The sequence below is a fragment of the Fusibacter sp. QWL-12 genome (assembly GCF_058683495.1).
Genome location: NZ_CM178745.1, coordinates 3354688 through 3374428, shown reverse-complemented (window position 1 = coordinate 3374428; position 19741 = coordinate 3354688). Strand labels below are relative to the sequence as shown.

The window sequence follows — 19741 nt, the reverse complement described above, 5'->3', positions numbered from 1 at the left end:
CCAACGTTATAATATACTTATAACTTTAGTTATAGCTTGTTCTATTAATTAACATTATTCTTCCATTATTAAATCCGATACATTGGGGAGCTGTATGCCATATTTTCGGCATTTCTTAGATAGCCCAGGTTGCGATAATCCCAAAGCTTTAGATGCTCTGTTAATGGAACCATGTACTTCTAAAGCATCCAAAATCATACGCATTTCAAGCTGACTCACAGCGTCTTTCATTATGCCTTCATTTTGTGAAGGCTTATGAACTGCAGAATCCAAATGTAGCAGATTACGAATAAACCTTTCTTTGATCATAGGTTCATGATGGATAACGACTACGCGTTCCATTACATTTTCAATTTCTCTGATGTTACCTGGCCAATCGTAGCTTTTCAAAAGATTCTCAGCACTGGTGTCAAATTCAAGTCTCTTACCATATTTTTTATTAAAACGATCGATAAAGTATCTTGCAAAATAAATGATATCTTCTTTTCGCTCTCTTAATGGCTTTAAATGAATTGGCACGACGTTAAGACGATAGTATAAATCCTCTCTGAAGTTTCCCATCTTCATCTCAGTATACAGATCTTTATTGGTTGATGCGATGATTCTTAGATCGAGCTTGATAGGTACCGTACCACCCAGTCTGACGATTTCCATATTTTGAAGAACTCTAAGTAGCTTGCTTTGAAGTTTTATCGGCATATCACCGATTTCATCTAACAAGATCGTCCCTGTATTGGCAAGCTCAAAAAGTCCGATTTTACCTGTTTTCTTGGCATCTGTAAAAGCGCCTTTTTCGTATCCAAACAACTCTGATTCGAGGAGTTCAGAAGGTATCGCTGCACAATTGATCTTGATAAATGGGCGATCGCTTCGCTTGCTTTCTCGATAAATTTCATCTGCTATGATTTCTTTACCTGTTCCCGATTCTCCCGTGATTAATACGGTTACCTCTGTCGCTGCAACGGCTTTCATCACATCGTATATTCGAGCCATTTCAGAGTCTTGACTTCTAACGATTTCACCAGATAACTGTTTTCTTAAGAATTTAACTTCCTCATCTACACGGTCCTTGTCGATCTTTAGCTGAGACATTTCACCTTCTAGATCTCTTAGCTCTGTGATATCTCTGTTGTTTATAACGACCAGTCTCACATTGCCCTTTTCATCAAGTAGTGGCGATCCAGTGACCAGATGCTCTCTTTTATTTAATAAGCTTTTCCCAATGGAGCTCACCCTTTTCTTTTTAGCGATGACATCCATCGTTACTGCACCTTTATAGAGTTTCCCTTCTTCAGAAATCTCTTTAACGGTACGACCGAGCACCATTTCTTTTTCTATTCCCGTAATTCTTGAGTAAGCCTCATTAACGAAGATGGTTTTACCTGTACCATCAGAGATATAGATCCCGTCAAATAGATGGTCACATATTTCTCTAAAATCCAAATATTCTTCCATCAGCTCACCATATAGCGTTTGATAAGCATTAAAAAGCGTTTCATTTTCATGAGGTTTTTTATTTTGACAATTTTCATTGATTTTTTCTACTAACTGCTTAAGTTGTATAATACGTTCTCTATCAGTCATCTTGTTCCTCAGCCTTCTTTGCACCAAATCCATATCTCAAAAATGCGACATAATTTTTAAGGTTTTGCATATTAAGTTCTAAGTCTGTAGCGACATTAAAGATTTGATCATAGTGCATAAACTGATAGCTTAAAATTTGAGCGATAAACCCCTTATCGAAAGACGCATCCAACTCATGATTTTCATAAGCTGCATCGATGAGCTGTCTCATTAAAGCGTCGCCGTCTCCCCCTAAAGCTTTTAGAGCTTTGTCGTAGATAGGGTTGCCCTTTTCTCTTGAAAACATCACACTTAGCTGGTAAAACTTAGGGAATTTCTTTGCAAATGTATAGCCCTGCTCCGCTTGATATAAAAACTTGTCAAATATGTCCATAGCTGCAAAATCAACCGGTGCAGCGCTCGATTCACTTTGGATAAACTGCCACTTCATACGATTGCTCTCCGTTAAGAGAAACAAGTAAAGCGCTTCCTTGTTTTCAAAGTGATAATAGAATGTACCCTTGCTGATGCCTGCGTTTTTTATGATCCGATTCAATGAAGCTTTTTCGTAATCCGCCTCTATAAATTCATTTAGTGCCGCTTCAAGGACTTCTTCTTTTTTCTCAAAAGACTTCTCGCGACCTTCAACTTCATTGCTCATATGTCCTCCTAAAACGCTTAAGCTACTTTCTTTTTTTCAGCTCTTTTAAAACCATAATAAACGACTGCGATACAAATAACAAGCCCAATCATAGCAGGTACCATAATTGCAGTACCGTCTGAACCTGCAGCGAGGACGCTCCAAAACATTTTAGCAAAAGCGATGGTAATTAATACAAAGATGCCCCATTTGAGGTTGCGCTTCCAGAGAGCTGCCGCTAAAAAGCCCATGGTTATCGGCACAAGAGAACTGATTAGAATCTTACCTATGGTCCATGTTGAAGTTAAGTAATCCTTCTCCACTTGTAAGAATCCAACGACTTTATCATCTACAGATGATGGCACTGGAAACCATGCCATACTGGTGAGTAGTAAAAATATAGTCGCTGCAATCCCCATCGGATTACGTTTATAAGCAAAATAGCAAAATGGAATTAAAGACAAAGGTCTTAAATACCAGCTGAGTACGTTTTGATGTCTTGTAAATGCCCAATCAAAGAAAGCTTTATTGGTTGCCATAATGACGATAAAGATCAAAGCGAGTGCAGAAAAAACTAAAGCTAGTATTTTATTGGTTTGTGTTACATCCTTACTTGATTTTAAAAAGTTCATAAAAATCTCCTTTCAATCGACTTCAGTCGAATTAAATCATCACATCCGAATTGTAGTTTTATACGATGTATAGCTATTCAGTCGGGTTTTACTCTGTAGACCACGTGGTCTATAAACTAAATTTACCATCAATCCGTATTCTCGTCAATGACTTTTTCAAAATCGTTTTTTAAGAAATAATTGACATAAATAAAAAGCACCTCTCATGAGATGCTTTTACCTAAGTCTATTTTAATTTTTAGTTTTTAGTTTTTAGTTTTTAGTTTTTACTTTTTAGTTTTTCTTTTCGATCCAAACACGCTGTAACAGATAAAAGATTAAAATGGTAATATAGCCACCGACAAACACATCACTTAAGAAGTGAGCACCTAATATAACGCGACTAATGGCTGTGCATACGCCCCAAATAACTGCGAAAGCAGTAACTTGCTTCATTAGTTTTGCTTTATCTTGAGGGATAAACATCGTATACGCTAGCAGAACAAATGCATTTGCAGTATGACCAGATGGAAATGATTTGAACTCTTCTGAATTCATTGGGCCATTGATTTCATACCAATGTTTGAACTCACTTACAGAGGTTATCGAACGCATTCTTGGTCTTGCCCACACTATTTTCAGTAAGTTCACCACGATAATTTCACCTACAACTAAGACGATTAGTAAACCACCTCGGCTGCGCCATTTCAAAAAGCGGTCTCTCTTCCAAACTAAAGTTCTAGAAAATGCAAATGCGAAAAGTGCGACGCCTCCTATTAGAGCCGCGATGGTCACTGCAGTCGGCATACCTGTCTCAGAAAACTCATAGATATATCTCACCGAACCAAGAACGGTCATAATAGAAAATAAAAGCATAAATGGAACAGATAGAAGCCCTTTTAAGATTTTCTGAATTGCCGTTTCTCTCTTGCTTGCACCATAAAGGATGGTCGTACCGATTAATAGTCCAAGGTTCGCAGGAATTTCACCTAAAATGTTAAAAAACTCACCAAACAAAGATTTGCGATTAATAAGTTGCTTGGAAATCGTATAATCCAGATCGCCTATTGCCAAAACAGCTAATAGAATAACCATTGCCAAAGTAAACCAGCCTAATTTTCTTATGCTTTTCATAATTCCCCCTAAGTATCACTTAAAAACATCAAGCGTTCTACTTATATTGTACGAAATTACGAACATGTTCCGCTTTCCGAAACACGATAAGTCATGTTCCGATTTTTGACTTTAATATATCGGTGTTAGTTTTAGTAATCTGATTTCATGCGGTTTGAGACTCAGTTCAAGTACCGATTCTTCATTGAACACAAACTCCTGATAGAGATAACCTGGCTCTGAGGTCGCTGCAAGTTTTGTGTACGCTTCTTTTGAGATAGAATTTGGTGCGCCCATCTTAATCCAACCGTCATAGACGGATCCATGGTCTGAATTAACATATTGATGCTCAATGCGGTATTTACCTTTTAATCCTGTTATGGACATTCTGAAGACTTTATCGCTTACCTTTCCGAAAACAGTATCTCTCTTGTAAAGTGTAATTTGTGAGAAATCCATTGAAGCGTATAGATCATTATAATGGCAGTAATGATGCATCAGTATTTGATAAGTATCCCCTATCCGAGTGACTCTCATATCATCGTTCGAAAAGACGATATCCTCACTGAGTGCGTCAAGAAATTCAAATGCTCGGTAAGCTGGTTTTTTCAATCCGTTTACCGTCATGAGTCCAAACCCACCATGAAAAAGCTGGTCTGGCACCATTAGCTCTTCGAAGATATCCGTAAAAGTCCAATACCCCATACCTTCGACTAAATGGTCATTCTCAAACACGGTTTTTAAAATAAACGCACTTGTATAAGCGGTATCTCGGATTAATTCTCTTCCATTTGTGTTGGTGTTCCATTCTGTGATCCAAAGTGATGGATTATACTCATCAGAAAACGGCAGCTGTTTTGCTTTTTCAGTGATGTCTAAAATATTTTGATGCATTTGCTCGGAACTGCCCAAAAACACCTTGTTCTTTTGCATCTGAACGATTTTCTCAACATCGATGTTATCAAATCGATCTTTCAGATCAGACAAAATATCATCAACAAAATCGTTGTTTGACAAAAAGAAATTGTAGATGTGAAAGGTGTAGAAGTCTATTTTCACTTCGTTTTCAGTCGCATATTCAGTAAATTTTTTAAGCCAGTCATCTTCTTCACTAAAAAACAGATTGCCAAATCCACCTACTCTTAAGGATGGTTCTATCCGTTTGATGGTTTGATAGGTCGTTTTATAAAATTCAAAGAAACTGGTATCTGTATCGTGCCAGAAAACACCTCTAATCTCAGGTTCATTCCAAAATTCAAAATACCATTTTGCAACCTCATTTAAACCGTAACGATTTAGAAGATGTTTTATAAATGTCTCAATCAACTCTTCCCATTCACTCAGATGCTTTGGTGCAGAAAGATTGGCTTGCCATAAAAACAGGTTTTTCTCTGAACTTGCTAGTGCACTTGGCATAAATCCAAGTTCGAGAAAGGGTCTAACCTTGTTTTCAAGTAAAGTATCCAATAGTTGATCGATTTTATCAAAGTTATATTGAATGCTACCATTGGCACTACGCTGACATAGGTTAAATTCATCGGAAAAAATCCCATGAAAACGAACATACTCAAATCCAATATCCGTCTTAATTTGCTTTAGTTGATCTTTAAAATCTGCTCTTAGCCCATGCCCAGCATAACCAAAGGTCATTAATTTTAAAGCCGACTTTTTGTGCTTATGATAAGTAACCAGATTATGCTGATCATTTAAATAACGATTATCAACCAAATTATTCTGATCAATTAAATTAGAAGGATTCAATAAATTAGACGGATTCAATAAATTAGACTGATTCAATAAGTTAGCCTGTTCAACTAGATTTGCCTGAACTTCTACACCTAAATTGAGTGTCACTTCTTTAATCGTCGCACTACCGACGATACCCGTATCCTCATCGGACGAATGTTGTCGTTTGTGACTTAGTGAAGGCGCTGACTCTAAATATTGATTGAGTTTGGCAAAGGTATCTCTTGAATTAATATTGAAATAATCCATTGCTTGAATCACGTCATTTTCTATCTTATGCTTTTCCCTATACGTCTGTGGTGTTCCGCCTAGTACCTCTTTAAATACGCGATAGTATGCCTTCGCATCAGGAAATCCATATTTAAGTGCAATATCGATAATTCTCTCCTCTGTCATTTGGAGTGCCACCAACGATTTGTTTAAACGCATGTTATCTATAAACTTCTTTAAAGAAAGACCTATATGCGTTTTAAAATATCTTGAGAGATATTGAGGGTTCATGTAAAAAGCATCTGCAATCTGATTTAAGCTTAGATCGGCATCCATATGATGTGAATCAATGTATTTTAATATACTCAGTAACCTCTGATCACCGTGTTCTAAAGTGGTGCCCTCTGGTTTTTCACAGGTCGCATAATGCTCAGCTAAAATAGACAAAAGCCTTAGCATCATCATCTCAACGTTGACCCGATACCCTTTGTTATGCTCTAAAACCTCAAACATCAGTCTTGCCATAAGTGTTTTTATCTGACCTTGTATCATCTTATCCTGTGACGATCTTTTTTCAGTAATTCTAAAACAAGCGCCATCATTGAGTTCAAGAACCGAGCTGAAATGTGATAAGTCAAACTGAAGTACAAGTATCTCTGTCATTTCATTGGGTGATGTGGATTTAGTGTAATGAACCTCATCCTTATTGATGATGAATAAATCCTCTTCACGGAGTATGACTTGTTCATTACCTACTCGCATCTCACAGGCACCCTTTAATATTAAAAGAAGCTCAGTATCTTCATGCCAGTGATACGGATACTGCTCTAGTGTATGTGTAAATATCTTTATTGGTAAATCCTTCTGATGCACTATAGCTTCATAGAGATATTCCATAACGCTTCACGCCTCCACACTCATTTTTTTTATTATACGCCTTGAATTAAAAGAAAGGCAAGGCAATCCCAATGGAAATGCCTTACCTCAAATAAAGGGTAACTATAATGTCTGGTTATTTAACAGCATCCGTATAGTTCAAGAACGTGTAACAAATCGTTTTAGTACGTTCCTTTGCACCAGCGGTGATGCCTACTGGGTCTGCTTTATAGAGTTCGTCAAAGTATCGCTCTGTAAATGTCGGTGCTACCGCTAACATCAACTCATTACCATAACGTAAAGCTAGATTTAAATCCATAAAACCGCCTAAAAGTGCATCGGTTGAAACAAGCCCATTAAATCCCCACTCTTCTCTTAATACATTTTGAAGGAGCTCAGGATTACCACCTGACCATTTGTAGCCGATATGGATAAAGCTTGACATAGCCGCCGTTACATCCGCTTCCTTAACTGTGATTTCAAAAGGTCTAAGGTAGATTTCACGGATTGCTTGCTCATTTGCCCATACCATTACGCCTGAACGCGCATTAACTTCTTGTTCATTGAGTGCAAAGTGTTTCATGAAGACGAGAATGTCTTTGCTTTGAGCACCACTTACCATACTTGCACTCATTTTTCCTGATAACAGTGGATCTTCTGAATAATATTCAAAGTTTCTGCCACCTAGCGCAGAGCGGTGGATGTTCATACCAGGCGCATACCATCCATTGACGCCATAAGCGTTGGCTTCTATTCCCACTGCTTCTCCCATGAGGTAGGCAAGGTCGTCATTCCAAGTAGAAGCAATAACGATTTCTGTCGGATAAGATGCTGCTGAGGTCTGCATGAAGAAGAAGTTAATTCCAGCAGGACCATCTAGTAAAATCGTAGATGGTAAGCCAAGTCTTTCCACGCCTACAGTTTTATAAGCGCCATTTGTAATCAGTTTTTTCATTTCTTCTATGGTAAATTGATCGACATATGCATCCCATTTAGGATCGTCCTTTGATAATCCCTTCAAGTCAGCGAGCATAATCCCGTTATCCGCACCCGTTATACCCGGTTCACCCTCAGCTGCAGCAGGTCTAGATGTAAATCCATCCACGACCGCTTGACTTGCAGTATAAGACATCCCCTCTAATGTTGGATAAGTGCCATCAAAGTCCGATCTTGAAAGATAAGTCAAATCTCCATTTGCATAGTCAAATTGATTTTCATAAATAGTACCCGTTACTTCATCAGTTTTATAGACGATCGTCTGAGCCACGTTATAATCAAGTGTCGCTACAGGCGAATGCACGTTTTTACTTACAAAAATCTTATACTCTCCTGCCTCTAAAACATAGGCTTCTTCTGTCAACATATCGTATGATGATAAATCCTTAATCGGCATTGACAAGGTTATCGTTTCCGATGCGCCAGGCTCGAGTAACCCTGTCTTCGCGTATGCACCAAGCTCTATCGCTGACTTTTCGATACCACCTTCATAATAAGGGGCAGAAAAGTATAGCTGTGCAACCTCTTTCCCTGCAGTGTCACCCGTGTTTGTCACTGTAACATCTACGGATAGCGTTTCATCTGTGGTTACCAGTTCGCCCACCTGCCAGTCGAAGTTTGTATAGCTGAGTCCATAGCCAAATGGAAATTGAACGGCATTTTGGTAGCCAGCTTCGTCGTTTTGATAGTAGGTTTCATAGAATCTATAGCCGATATAGATGCCCTCGTTATAGTTGATAAAGGACATGCCTTTGATGTTCGTATAGTCATAATCTCCAAAATTTACAGTTGCAGGGCTGCTGTTCACGTCATACACATAGGTATCCACCAATCTACCCGATGGATTGATTTCACCGGTTAGTGTTTTACCGATTGAGTTTGCACCTCTAGACCCTGGTGTACCAACCCAAAGTGCAGAATGAATGTTATCGTACTCGTTTAAGAAGCCAAGCTCCATTGTGTTACCAGCATTGACGATGATGATGACATTTTCAAACTGGCTCGCAACTTTATCGACAAGCGCTCTTTGCCCCTCTGATAAAGCTAGCTTTTCAGGCGTTGCATCTGATGCCTCGACACTTGAGCTAGAGATGACGATGATTGCATTTTCAGAGTATGCTTTTGCCTCTGCTAGTACTTCATCTGATAGATAATCCGCACTTGGTTCATTGACAAACTCCTTACCCATAAGCATATCTACGATTTGACCCAGTCCAGTTGCTTTCTCTTCCATCAAAGCACCCTTTTGGCTCATATAGAAGTCATATAAATCCTTGTTATATGCAATTCCTGCATTCTCAAGTCCTTGATAGAAGCTTACCGTACGGCTTTGATCAGCTGCACCTGAGCCTGAACCACCACTTCTAAAGTTGATCGCTGAAAATCCGAATACATTGACCTTCTTATCCTTTAAAGGCAAAGATTCATTTTCATTTTTAAGAAGGACAAGACCTTCATCTGAAATCAACTCAGCCACTGATTCACCATGCGCTCTCGCGTCTATAGCCGCTTGTGTTTCAGTCGTCAGCTTAAGCTTCATAAGGTCAGAGATGTCACCCAGAACCGGACCGTAAGTCACACCAACATAAACGAATAGCAACAGAACTACTGCCCAAATCGTATAACGTCTTGGTCTTGTTTTTAGCTTTTTAAAATACTTATCGTGATGCTTTTCCTGCTTTCTTTCAGCTTTTGGCATCGCTTTGAGTGCCGCTTTCCTAAGCTGTTTCGCTTCTTTTGCATCTGATTTGAGCTTTTTACGCGCTGCAGCTTGCTCTGATTGGTCTAGCTGTTGGATGCGCATCTTTGTCTCAGCGCGCTTTGCTTTATAATCTGCAAACTCACCTTTTACTTTCGCTTTTAATTCCTTTCGACTTAACATATAATCCTCCCCATGGTTTAGTTATCATCTATTCGGTGCATTAGGCCTTTTATCAGACCATAATTAATCACATTTAGTAATCTATGAACATTTTTTTTGCTAAACTTGCCCTTGGTAAATCTCTCGATTTGTCTAAATGGCATGTTAATTACAAAGTAGACGTTATTGGCAAGAATCGGATGGCCTGTTTTCCACAGAACCTTTCTCGCTAAATTCAACACACCTGCGAGCGTTCGACCTACCCAGCTCTTATAGTGACCCTGTCCAACCGTATCGTTAAATCCCAGTGGTGATTGTCGATTCCAAGTATTCTTAGGTAGCTCAGCCCCACAGAGTTTCTCAAACGCTTCAGATGAGACCGACTTGACCGCACCCGTATAGTACGGTGCTAGTATACGATCCTGACTTAAGCTGGCATGCGTTTCACTGACACTTTTAGGTGAAGCGACAAAGGGATGATCCGCCACTTTTTCTGTTGTAATCTCAATATAGCCTTTGAGTCTAATGTCTTCAGAAGACGCCCCTATGGCGATTTCATATCTACCCGCTTCCGTTTCCCACTGATCCGCAAACACATCAAAGTACTCAAAATGATGCGGTTCAAGTTGAAGGGTAAATACGTGCGAAGCTCCTGATTCGATGAATTGCTTACCGAAGCCTTTGAGCTCCTTTTCACAGCGATATACGTTTTCTTGTTCTTTTCCGATGTAGAGCTGAACGATTTCACTGGCTGCCATATTGCCGCTGTTGGTCACTTTAAAGGATACTTGATCGCCGTCTATGACAAGATCCGAATATTTAAAACTGGTATAAGATAATCCATATCCAAAAGGGTATCTGACTCTTACCTTTGTCTTATCGTAATACCTATAGCCGAAGTATAATCCTTCTCTATGTTCTGAGGTTTTCTCTACTCCTGGGTAATAAGCGCTTGATGGCACATCCTTATAAGCGACTGGATAAGTCTCAGCTAGCTTACCACTTGGGCTTAACTCACCAAATAATAAAGCGGCAGTTGCTTCACCGCTGCCTTGTCCTCCGAGATAGCTATGAAGTATGCCCTGAACATTCCCTTCAAAAGGAATCTCCACAGGCGAGCCACCTGATAATACGATGACGATTCTATATTTTTCGTGATCTTGTGCCTTTAATAAGGCGAGCATCAGGTCTAGCTGTTCACCGCGCAGAGCCATATCTTTCCGATCTACGCCTTCTGCCTCACTGCCTTCATCGAGTCCAAGAAAAACCAAGGCAACTTCTGACGACTTAGCCAAAGCAACTGCTTCATCGATTAACTTTTGACTTGCACCACCTAATCGGTTAAACCCTTGCGCATAGCCGATAACATTTGGTGTTCGTTTCCTGATTTGATCCAAAGCATTGTCCAGCTCAGTCGGTTCGATTAGTGAACTGCCAGCACCCTGATAACGAGGTTTTTTAGCAAAGTCACCGATTACCGCAAGCTTTTGAGTTCTATTTAGAGGCAGTATCTCCTCTTCATTTTTTAGGAGAACCATGCACTGTTTGGCTGTTTCGACAGCAAAGGCATGCTGTAGCTTATAGTCTATTGGTATAGCTTTTTGATTTTCTAGATGCTTCGATATCGATTCATCTTTATCGGTATTGGTGTTATTTATACTATAATTATGGGCAATCGTGTTATTAGCTTGATTGAAAATCAAGGATAAAAGTGTATCTATTCTCTCGTCTAAAAGCCTTTCATCCAGTTTCTTTTCTTTAACCGCTTTAACAATTTCACGATCGGTTATACCACCTGTGGCTGGCATTTCTAAATGATTGCCCGCTATTAGTCCAGCGAGGCGATCGTTATTACCACCCCAGTCTGTTACAACCACCCCTTCAAACTCCCACTCATCTAAAAGGATCTCTTTTAAAAGATGAGGGTGTTCATTGGCAAACGTGCCATTGACCTGATTATAAGAAGTCATTAATGTACCCGGTTTTCCCTCAGTAACGGCATAACGAAAACCCTCCAGATACATTTCTCTTAATGCGCGTTCATCCACTCTTTCATCGATGGTCATACGCATGTGCTCTTGACTGTTAACAGCGTAGTGCTTTGGACATGCTGAGACGCCTTTTGACTCAATGCCTTGAATCATAATTGCAGCAAGCTTTCCCGTTAGATAAGGATCCTCAGAGAAGTACTCAAAATTTCTGCCACAAAGTGGATTGCGTTTGATGTTGAGTCCTGGCCCTAATATGACACTGACCTCTTCTTTAAGGCACTCATCAGCAAGCTTTTCACCTACTGCTGAAAGTAGATCTACATCCCAACTGTTTGCAAGTGTTGCAGCAGTTGGAAAACATGTGGCTGGTATGCTTTTGTTGAGTCCTAGATGATCCGCTTTCCCGCCTTGTTTTCGAAGCCCATGTGGGCCATCTGTAAGCATAATGGATGGGATACCCAAACGTTCAATTGCCTTTGTATTCCAAAAATTTTCACCTGATAAAAGTGAAGCCTTTTCCTCAAGTGTCATTTTTTTGATTAACTCAAGATTCTTAATCATAACCAACCCTTTCAATACGTGCGTTTTGTCTACAGACTCTGGCTTTTAATTCTTACTTACATTATAAAAGTATCAAAACCGCCAATCCTTCCATAAATTATCTAGTGATGTTCCGATTTTTGTCTTTTTGTACACAGTTATAATTGAGTTAGTAATTTATTAAGACTTTTAGATTTGACTTATCATTAGCTAAATAATATGATTGAACCAAACAAACGTGAAAATATATTTTGGGAGGCTATTATGAGTAAATTAAACGTATTATGGACAAATGCCGATCCGATCACATCAGAAAAAATGGTTATGATGTACACTGTTAATAGCATTAAGCACAAATGGTGGGATGAGATTACCTTGATCATCTGGGGAGCACCTTCAAAGCTCGTCGCTGAAAATGAGATGATTCAAGAAATGGTAGAATACGCTATCCGACTTGGTATTAAAGTTACTGCCTGCAAGGCATGTGCAGACCAACTTGGCGTCAGTGAAAAGTTAGTATCTATGGGCATCGAAGTGAAATATTGGGGTGAAGGGTTAACTGAGATTCTTAAAAACGATGAGAAATTAATTACGATATAGTACCTCTATGATTTAACTACACTAAATATGTAAATATTTTTTTCTGCAAATAAAAAAGCACTTGTCAAAAGTGCTTTTTTTCATTGCAATTATTCCATTATGCCCTTTGAAATTTCCTTTAATCTTAATTCATCTACGCCTAATTTATTATTGAAAGGCGCATTATCGATCGTAACAATCTGAACTTCACTCGGTTTTATGTGATTGATCATATTTTTAAAAGCGATAATTGAGTGTTCGTCATCACTGTAGCCTTTAATAAGGGTTAATTCCAGTATGAATTTACCATTATAGTCTTTATTAAAGGAAGCCATATTGTCTATATGTTGCTCAATTGAGTAGCCTTTTAAAGGACGCTGTATTTTAATAAAATCTTCGTTTCTAGTCACCTTCATCTCTCCGATAACTTCGTCGCAAAGGTTGGTAATATACTTAAATCTTTCATCATTTAGTAGATAACCATTTGTCAAAAGACGTACTTTTATGTTGGAAGACTTAATTGACTCAATTATCTCAGCTATCCCATCATGTACCAACCCCTCACCTTTTGGATTGATAAAGACTAGATCTGGTTGGTTTTCTATTATCAGTGCTTGTAACTCAGCCAAGTCCTCTTCAATGCCATCAAAGCTATAAGTTTCATCAGTTACATTATCGGATCGACCAATCGGACAAAAAATACAGTCAAAGTTACAGTATTTCTCAGGTAAGATGTTGATCTCCAAAACTTTTCTATCATTTTCAAAATAAGCAGGTTTATACGAAAAGTGCTTCACTACTACCTCCAATGACTTCTAAATCTCTATATCTCTATATCTCTATATCTCTATACTTCTATGCGAGTCATCTAAAATAAACATCTCAAAAGTGCCACCAAGATATTTTTGAGTGAGCTCAGAAAGTTCCTTTAAAGCATCTTTAAACTCGGTTTCCCTACTCTCATCAACTAACTCGATACATAAAAAGGCATTTCTCGTTTCCTCTGTAAGCATGGTTCTCACTGATTCACGCCAGTTCCAGCATCTGCAGATGGCACCAGCGTCATCCTTATAGACGATTTCACCTTCATGAGGTGGCGCGGATTCATCTGTACCTAAGGTGATAAAGGCTTCATCCCCAAATGCTTTTGTGAGTCTAATATCGCCTACAAAAGTATCAATATCTTCGCCACCACAAGGCATCGCATACTTTAAAGAAATGGAATTATAGAGATCTACAAGTGGATTGATGCAGCCGATATGATTGCCATTATTGACGCGTTTTAATAGTGACTCTATCGATGATCTTGCACCCTTTTTCGTCTTAAATTTTTGAAAAGCGTCACGCCATACTTTTACAACAGAATTCTGACTGAATTCGGTTTCTGTAAAATAGTTCGTCGCTTGTTTTTCGGCTGAAAGTAATATCTGACCAAACACTTCTTCATAGTCCTTTTGATGATCAATATGGTTATTTATCCCTTTAAAAACAAGGACGCCTATTTTAGCACTCGGGAATACTTCCCAAAAAGGTTCTTCTATAATAAACTGCTTCATAATTTCCTCCCTAGCTATAGTCGCTACACGTATACATTATACCCTGATTTATCTATAATGTAAAAAACTCCCTTCACTGGTTTCCGCCAGTTAAGGGAGACAATTCAATACCATGTTTGCAAACTTATTCTATCTCCGTCGGCAAATCAAACAACTCCGCTTGATTCCCATCAAATCTCATCCGATGCAATCTCGCTTCTGGATCAGATATGTCGTGAAAATAGAGATACTCCTCATAAGCTGAGAAATAGGATATTGCATAATCGAGTACTTTTTCAGTTGAAAAATCCGTTAAATTGAGTTTATAGAACTTATTATCATCGTTACTGTTCTTATAGAAAAGGTAACCACCACATATGTTGATTTGATCGCTGTAGCTATCCGTTAATTTTGCTTTGTTACCGCCGTTTAAGTCAAATCTAAAGATCCCCTTACCCTGATCTGAAAAATAAATCCAACCATTGTCTATAATAAAAGTTTCTATCCAATCTTGCTGTAGCATGACGAGATTCGATCCATCTAAGTTCATTTTATACAGTTCCCATGAGTTCCAATCTCTATTAAAATAAAGCTGTCCATCATAATAGATTAAAGTACTGACATTATCAAGATTTGAGAGTGACTGTCTGTTACCACCATTCACATCCATTTTATAGATTTTATCGTCATCCTTCGCATTGATGTAGTAGAGCCAACCATCAACCGCATTGATACACTCTGCAAAATCATTATATAAATTCGTTATTTCGCCACTGACAAGATTCACTTTTCGTATGCCCATCAAACTGCTTTCAAATAATTCATCTCCAAGCACTTGATAGCTATTCCCCGCCGCATTTTTGATTTTATAAACCTCGCCAGATACCAAATTGTAAACACCTAAATCGTAATTTGCAGTATAATACATGGTGTTGCCTTGAAAACCCCAAAACGAACCATTTGCAATGTTTCCTGGCAACCCGCCCACTGTGTTGGGTTCATCTTTCACAGTTTGAATGACTTCTTCTTTACTAGCTTCCGTCTCTTTCTCAGTACCCGCTTTATCTTCAGAATTACCTTGATTTAACGCACCATCATTCTCACTAATATCTCCTGAATTTTCAGTCATAGCCTCGTTACTTGCTGTGGTGGCATCATTCGAACATCCAGCTACTAGTAATAAACACAGCAAAACTATAAAAAAAGCACACATCCTTTTATATCCATATAATCGCATAAAAACCCCCTTAATTGATAACAAATTAACTCTACACTGCTAATTTATCATAATTAAGAGGGCAATTTATTAAGTCCTATCATTTGTCATTGACACTTTATTTAATTACCAGCCAAATCCCGACACCACAGCAGATAGCAGCAAATACATAGAAGAAAATAACAGTTCCACTTTCACCTAAGATTTTAATGAACATACGAATTTTTGCCATGTTCCAAATCTTTTCTGGCTTCTTAACCGCAATTAAAACCACTGCTGCTGCATACAGTATCAAAAGAATCCCCAATAAAGCAAGTCCGTTCATAAACTACCTCCTTATATTTACTTAAGTCCATGCTGGATTCGCTTTCTAAGTGCTAAAAAGACGAGTCCAGTTAGGCCAATTATGATGCCCGCATTCACTAAAACCATATGCCATGTCGCTTCTTGAAGTAAGATGCCATGGATACTTTGATATGCCCAGTAATAAGGTGACCAGTAAAGGATTACTAACCATTTTTCAGGTAAGAACATCGCTCCAAACACCGATGCAAGAACTGGAAAAAACACCATTTTCATGCTGGCAATGGCGGAGATTGGCTCACTGTTCATCACGCCGATGCTAAAACCAATGATGATGCTGATAAAGGCTAAAGCAACCACCGTTACGATAAACATCGCTATGTTGATGCCCGTAAAGCCCAAGATTAGAGCTGCAGATATACCACCGATGATCGGAATAGAAAAACCGAGTATGCCCTTCCCGAAGATAAATTGTGATCGACTAATTGGCGTTACATTTATGGCACTTAAAGTGTTACTCATCTTTTCCTCTACTAGGTTCAATAGAATCAGCATACCGCCAAAGACAGTCGTAAAGATGATGAGCAATGCCCCGCCTTCAAGTTTAATCGGTGACATGCGCCATCCAATATCTGAGAACATAATTTTTATAGGCAAATTAATGTCTTGAGAATCATAAGCATTCAAGATATATCTCAGTGGCTCCTCCATTTGATAAGCCTCATTACCTTGCTTAATAATGTTGTATGTGCCACCAGTTTCAACGACGCCAAGTACATCATCGATTCTCAAAACCCTTTCTTCCAGTGCTGCTTGATCTGAAACCAGACTCACCTGCGCCTTACTTTCTAGATACTGGACAAAAGCAGGCGATGTGTCTTCAGTTAAGACGAGATTCAGCGACGAATTACTTACCGATGGAATTAACGCCTTTAAAATTAAAGCGATGAGAATTGACGCCAAGCTCAGATAGATAATCAGCCAATCTCTCGTACCACTTTTAATATCTCGGCCTATAATTGCAAGTATTTTTTTCATCATGCACCTCCTAGACCGTTAAGGTTTTCTTAAATCTAAAGTTCGTATAGACAAACAAAATCACACTGAGTCCTGTGAAGATTGCTAGATTGGTAAACAAGTAACCTAAATCACCGTTTTCCATAAGAAGCTCTCTAAAGCTAAAGATCATCGGGTACGATGGTAAAAATTTGATCCATATTGGTGAAAACGTCGGCATAAAGTATGAGAAACCACCGAACATCAAGACAAAGATCGAAAAGAACAATGCCCCCATCGCCTTAGTCATACTGTCGAAAAAGCTCGTAATAAGAAGTCCCAATATAGAGCCAAAAACATTAAAAACCAAAATCGTCAGAATCATCAGTGCATAGTTAACTTTTAAGCCCATCAGCGCAATCACAACGATCACTGAGATCAGAACACCCATTAAAGCCATGATCATAATTTTACTCACCAGATAGTGCCATACTTTTACAGGCGTTACTGCAAAGGCCTTGATGACACCTTCTTCTTTATCCAAAAACACATATGCGGCTATGATGAAAAGTCCCATAAAGGCGACGTTTAACACCAGATACATCGGTAAAATATTGGCGCGATCTGATAGTCTAATAGGGGTTGCTTCTAGTGAAACCACTGAGGTTTTATCTACATAGTTTGGCATTTCAGCCATAAACTCCCCTTCTAAAGTAGATTTTAGAAAGGCTTTCATACTCTCACTTTCATGACCTTGAAGTACCAAGTCGATCACTGGCTGATCACCATCCATATAGATATGTGCTCCTACAGCAGATCGATTTTCTGAAAGTGCTTCTTCCAGTGCCTCTCGACTGTCAAACAGCTCTAGGTGATACCCATCGCTGTCGAATACGGTCTCTGTCAACTGCCCCTTGATTGAATCGATTTCAACAAAGGCATAAAAGGTCTGCGTCCGATCAAAATTCTCAGGTACAGCAAACAGCATCACTAGGATAAACACCACCGCCATACCGATTTCCATATAGAAATATATGCCCTGATAAGAAAGCTTTATATCTTTGATAAAGGTCGTCCAGAGTTTTTGCATATTACTCAAGCCCCCTCCCTGTTACCTTGATAAAGATTTCTTCAAGTGTTGCCTCTTTCGTGTGCATCATCTCGACCTTACCTGTCTGCATGATGACATTTAGCTTAGCCAAATCCTCGTGATTGAGAAGAGAAAACTGTTCCCGTTTCGTCTTACCATCGAGGATGTGCTCAACGATAACGAGCTTTTCGCCAAACTGTAGCTTCAGATTTCTAGGTGAATCGATGAGTTTGATTTCGCCGTCGATGATAAAGGCAATCCGATCGCAAAGCTCATCCGCCACTTGCATGTTATGAGTGGTTAAAAAGACCGTTGTCCCTTCAGCCTTTTTTTGCTTTACGATGTCAATAATTTGTCTCGATATCGCAGGGTCAAGTCCTGTAGTCGGCTCATCTAAGAACCATAGCTCAGGATGATTGAGCATGCTTCTGATAAAAGTAAGGCGATGCTTCATCCCTTTTGAAAATGTCCCTGCCTTTTTATTAGCCACTTCATCTAGTCCAACCATTTGAAGTAGAACCATTGGGTCCATCGTTGGCACATCGAACAGTTTCTTATAAAACTCTAGGTTTTCAATTGCGGTCAGCTTGTTATAGACATTGGACTGTTCAAAGGAAACGCCAATCTTATTGAACATCTCTCTTTTTCTTTTTTTCATGTCATAGCCCGCCACCATAACTTCGCCTTTTTGGAGTGGTAAAAGTCCAGTCAACACCCCTTGTGTGGTTGATTTACCAGCACCGGAAGGACCTAAGAAGCCAAACACCTCTCCTTTTGTAATCTCAAAATTCACATCTGAAACCGCAAACACATCATCGTTGGTATACGAGTGATACAGATTTTTAACGGATATCATTTTAAGCCTCCTTTTTGAAGTTAGGATTTGCAATTGCATTTTCTATCAGTTTCATGAATTTATCTAGTACACCGATCACATCATCTGTCCAGTTGTCGGTGTTGAGATTGATCTCGTCGATGATCAACTCAGAGCTGAGCTTGAAGATCATCCTTGCAGTGAAGTCTACGTCTATGTCCGCCCTGACTTCTCCACGCTCTATGGCGTTATTCAGAAGCATCACATACACATCATGAGCTTGCCCTTGATTTTCTGATATAAACTCCTTGTAGATTGGCTTTTTAAAGTCCTTGAGCAACCAGCTGCCTATCGCTGTAAATCTAGGATTTTCTTTAGCAAATCTAAGACCAGACAAATTCATATCGCGTATCACTGTAAAAAAATTGTGTTTTAGTGGGTTCATCATAGCAGGTGTGATGTATGTCATCTTCTTTTCTAAGATCAGTGACAATATGTGCTTAAACAAATCCTTCTTGTCTTCAAAGTATTGATAAAAACTACCTTTTGAAATACCTGCTTTTGCGACGATTTGGTTGATGCTAGTATTGTCAAATCCTAGGTGTTCAAACTCAGTCATCGCAACATCTAAAATTTTATCCCGTTTTTCTTCGGGAAGGTTGAAGAAAGTCTCTTTTGGCATACGCTTCTCCTTTATGACCGTTCAGTCATATGACCACTTAGTCATATCATACCCATAAAAAAAGCTTATCAACACTTATTGTTTAAAATTTATCCCACACAAAAACAAAACCCCGTAGGATTAACCTACGGGGCAAAAAAGAAATCTAAACCTTATGAATTTTGGGGGAATCCATCTATTTAAACTAATGTTTCAGCGTTTCAAGCATTCTCAAATAAGTTGCTTCATCGATCTCGCCTCTCGCAAAGCGCTCCTTCAATATCGTTTCAGGATTCTTCGTAACGATTGCACTCCCATTTTTGTGTGCGTACATATAATAAACGACACCACCTATAAGTAGTAAAGGTAAAAACATCATAATATCGCCTCCATTTGCTTT

Annotated in this window: 17 protein-coding genes; 1 reads left to right on the top strand and 16 read right to left on the bottom strand. The window is 38.9% G+C overall.

The genetic code is table 11. The annotated features are described in order from the left end of the window. Positions 1–54: 54 nt before the first annotated feature. From AC4PID_RS16210 to AC4PID_RS16180, 7 genes are all read right to left on the bottom strand, one after another. A complete protein-coding gene (locus tag AC4PID_RS16210) occupies positions 55–1584 on the bottom strand; it encodes a sigma-54 interaction domain-containing protein (protein ID WP_492133030.1) in 1530 nt (509 codons plus the stop codon). Next, the gene (locus AC4PID_RS16205; RefSeq protein ID WP_492133029.1) at positions 1577–2224 is read right to left on the bottom strand and encodes a TetR/AcrR family transcriptional regulator; all 648 of its coding nucleotides are present in this window, start codon (positions 2222–2224) and stop codon (positions 1577–1579) included. The genes AC4PID_RS16210 and AC4PID_RS16205 overlap by 8 nt, the downstream gene beginning before the upstream one ends. Positions 2225–2241: 17 nt before the next feature. Then, positions 2242–2835, bottom strand: coding sequence for a hypothetical protein (locus tag AC4PID_RS16200; RefSeq protein ID WP_492133028.1), 594 nt, complete (start codon positions 2833–2835; stop codon positions 2242–2244). Between the two features lie 273 nt (positions 2836–3108). Next, entirely contained in the window at positions 3109–3948 is an 840-nt protein-coding gene (locus AC4PID_RS16195) for a phosphatase PAP2 family protein (RefSeq protein ID WP_492133027.1), read from the bottom strand. Positions 3949–4059: 111 nt separating this feature from the next. Further along, complete coding sequence (locus AC4PID_RS16190; protein WP_492133026.1) at positions 4060–6780, bottom strand: GH39 family glycosyl hydrolase; 2721 nt, start codon at positions 6778–6780, stop codon at positions 4060–4062. Positions 6781–6895: 115 nt separating this feature from the next. Continuing rightward, the gene (locus AC4PID_RS16185) at positions 6896–9637 is read right to left on the bottom strand and encodes a beta-glucosidase (RefSeq protein ID WP_492133025.1); all 2742 of its coding nucleotides are present in this window, start codon (positions 9635–9637) and stop codon (positions 6896–6898) included. A 17-nt stretch (positions 9638–9654) separates the two neighbouring features. Then, positions 9655–12168, bottom strand: a complete 2514-nt coding sequence (locus AC4PID_RS16180) for a beta-glucosidase family protein (RefSeq protein ID WP_492133024.1) — start codon at positions 12166–12168, stop codon at positions 9655–9657. 243 nt (positions 12169–12411) lie between these two features. Here AC4PID_RS16180 and AC4PID_RS16175 point away from each other — a divergent pair, with 243 nt between their 5' ends. Continuing rightward, positions 12412–12747 carry a DsrE family protein gene (locus AC4PID_RS16175; protein WP_492133023.1) on the top strand — a complete coding sequence of 112 codons (336 nt, stop codon included), beginning with the start codon at positions 12412–12414 and terminating at the stop codon, positions 12745–12747. A gap of 89 nt (positions 12748–12836) precedes the next feature. Here the strand turns inward: AC4PID_RS16175 and AC4PID_RS16170 are convergent, their stop codons facing one another. From AC4PID_RS16170 to AC4PID_RS16130, 9 genes are all read right to left on the bottom strand, one after another. Further along, positions 12837–13523, bottom strand: coding sequence for a radical SAM protein (locus AC4PID_RS16170; protein ID WP_492133022.1), 687 nt, complete (start codon positions 13521–13523; stop codon positions 12837–12839). A 42-nt stretch (positions 13524–13565) separates the two neighbouring features. Continuing rightward, positions 13566–14282 carry a B3/B4 domain-containing protein gene (locus AC4PID_RS16165; protein WP_492133021.1) on the bottom strand — a complete coding sequence of 239 codons (717 nt, stop codon included), beginning with the start codon at positions 14280–14282 and terminating at the stop codon, positions 13566–13568. Between the two features lie 124 nt (positions 14283–14406). After that, positions 14407–15498, bottom strand: coding sequence for a DUF5050 domain-containing protein (locus AC4PID_RS16160; protein WP_492133020.1), 1092 nt, complete (start codon positions 15496–15498; stop codon positions 14407–14409). A gap of 97 nt (positions 15499–15595) precedes the next feature. After that, a complete protein-coding gene (locus AC4PID_RS16155) occupies positions 15596–15802 on the bottom strand; it encodes a hypothetical protein (RefSeq protein WP_492133019.1) in 207 nt (68 codons plus the stop codon). 17 nt (positions 15803–15819) lie between these two features. Beyond that, on the bottom strand, positions 15820–16818 hold the full coding sequence (locus AC4PID_RS16150) for an Rv2686c family ABC transporter permease subunit (RefSeq protein WP_492133018.1): 999 nt from the start codon (positions 16816–16818) through the stop codon (positions 15820–15822). 10 nt (positions 16819–16828) lie between these two features. Then, entirely contained in the window at positions 16829–17866 is a 1038-nt protein-coding gene (locus tag AC4PID_RS16145) for an ABC transporter permease (RefSeq protein WP_492133017.1), read from the bottom strand. 1 nt (position 17867) lies between these two features. Then, a complete protein-coding gene (locus tag AC4PID_RS16140; protein WP_492133016.1) occupies positions 17868–18722 on the bottom strand; it encodes an ABC transporter ATP-binding protein in 855 nt (284 codons plus the stop codon). Between the two features lies 1 nt (position 18723). After that, positions 18724–19362 carry a TetR/AcrR family transcriptional regulator gene (locus AC4PID_RS16135; RefSeq protein ID WP_492133015.1) on the bottom strand — a complete coding sequence of 213 codons (639 nt, stop codon included), beginning with the start codon at positions 19360–19362 and terminating at the stop codon, positions 18724–18726. A 184-nt stretch (positions 19363–19546) separates the two neighbouring features. Continuing rightward, positions 19547–19720, bottom strand: coding sequence for an SHOCT domain-containing protein (locus AC4PID_RS16130; RefSeq protein ID WP_492133014.1), 174 nt, complete (start codon positions 19718–19720; stop codon positions 19547–19549). Positions 19721–19741: the final 21 nt, after the last annotated feature.

Coding starts and splice junctions, on each gene's coding strand:
- AC4PID_RS16210 (WP_492133030.1), bottom strand. CDS start 1,584: ATGACTGATAGAGAACGTATTATACAACTTAAGCAGTTAGTAGAAAAA.
- AC4PID_RS16205 (WP_492133029.1), bottom strand. CDS start 2,224: ATGAGCAATGAAGTTGAAGGTCGCGAGAAGTCTTTTGAGAAAAAAGAA.
- AC4PID_RS16200 (WP_492133028.1), bottom strand. CDS start 2,835: ATGAACTTTTTAAAATCAAGTAAGGATGTAACACAAACCAATAAAATA.
- AC4PID_RS16195 (WP_492133027.1), bottom strand. CDS start 3,948: ATGAAAAGCATAAGAAAATTAGGCTGGTTTACTTTGGCAATGGTTATT.
- AC4PID_RS16190 (WP_492133026.1), bottom strand. CDS start 6,780: ATGGAATATCTCTATGAAGCTATAGTGCATCAGAAGGATTTACCAATA.
- AC4PID_RS16185 (WP_492133025.1), bottom strand. CDS start 9,637: ATGTTAAGTCGAAAGGAATTAAAAGCGAAAGTAAAAGGTGAGTTTGCA.
- AC4PID_RS16180 (WP_492133024.1), bottom strand. CDS start 12,168: ATGATTAAGAATCTTGAGTTAATCAAAAAAATGACACTTGAGGAAAAG.
- AC4PID_RS16175 (WP_492133023.1), top strand. CDS start 12,412: ATGAGTAAATTAAACGTATTATGGACAAATGCCGATCCGATCACATCA.
- AC4PID_RS16165 (WP_492133021.1), bottom strand. CDS start 14,282: ATGAAGCAGTTTATTATAGAAGAACCTTTTTGGGAAGTATTCCCGAGT.
- AC4PID_RS16160 (WP_492133020.1), bottom strand. CDS start 15,498: ATGCGATTATATGGATATAAAAGGATGTGTGCTTTTTTTATAGTTTTG.
- AC4PID_RS16155 (WP_492133019.1), bottom strand. CDS start 15,802: ATGAACGGACTTGCTTTATTGGGGATTCTTTTGATACTGTATGCAGCA.
- AC4PID_RS16150 (WP_492133018.1), bottom strand. CDS start 16,818: ATGAAAAAAATACTTGCAATTATAGGCCGAGATATTAAAAGTGGTACG.
- AC4PID_RS16145 (WP_492133017.1), bottom strand. CDS start 17,866: ATGCAAAAACTCTGGACGACCTTTATCAAAGATATAAAGCTTTCTTAT.
- AC4PID_RS16140 (WP_492133016.1), bottom strand. CDS start 18,722: ATGATATCCGTTAAAAATCTGTATCACTCGTATACCAACGATGATGTG.
- AC4PID_RS16135 (WP_492133015.1), bottom strand. CDS start 19,362: ATGCCAAAAGAGACTTTCTTCAACCTTCCCGAAGAAAAACGGGATAAA.
- AC4PID_RS16130 (WP_492133014.1), bottom strand. CDS start 19,720: ATGATGTTTTTACCTTTACTACTTATAGGTGGTGTCGTTTATTATATG.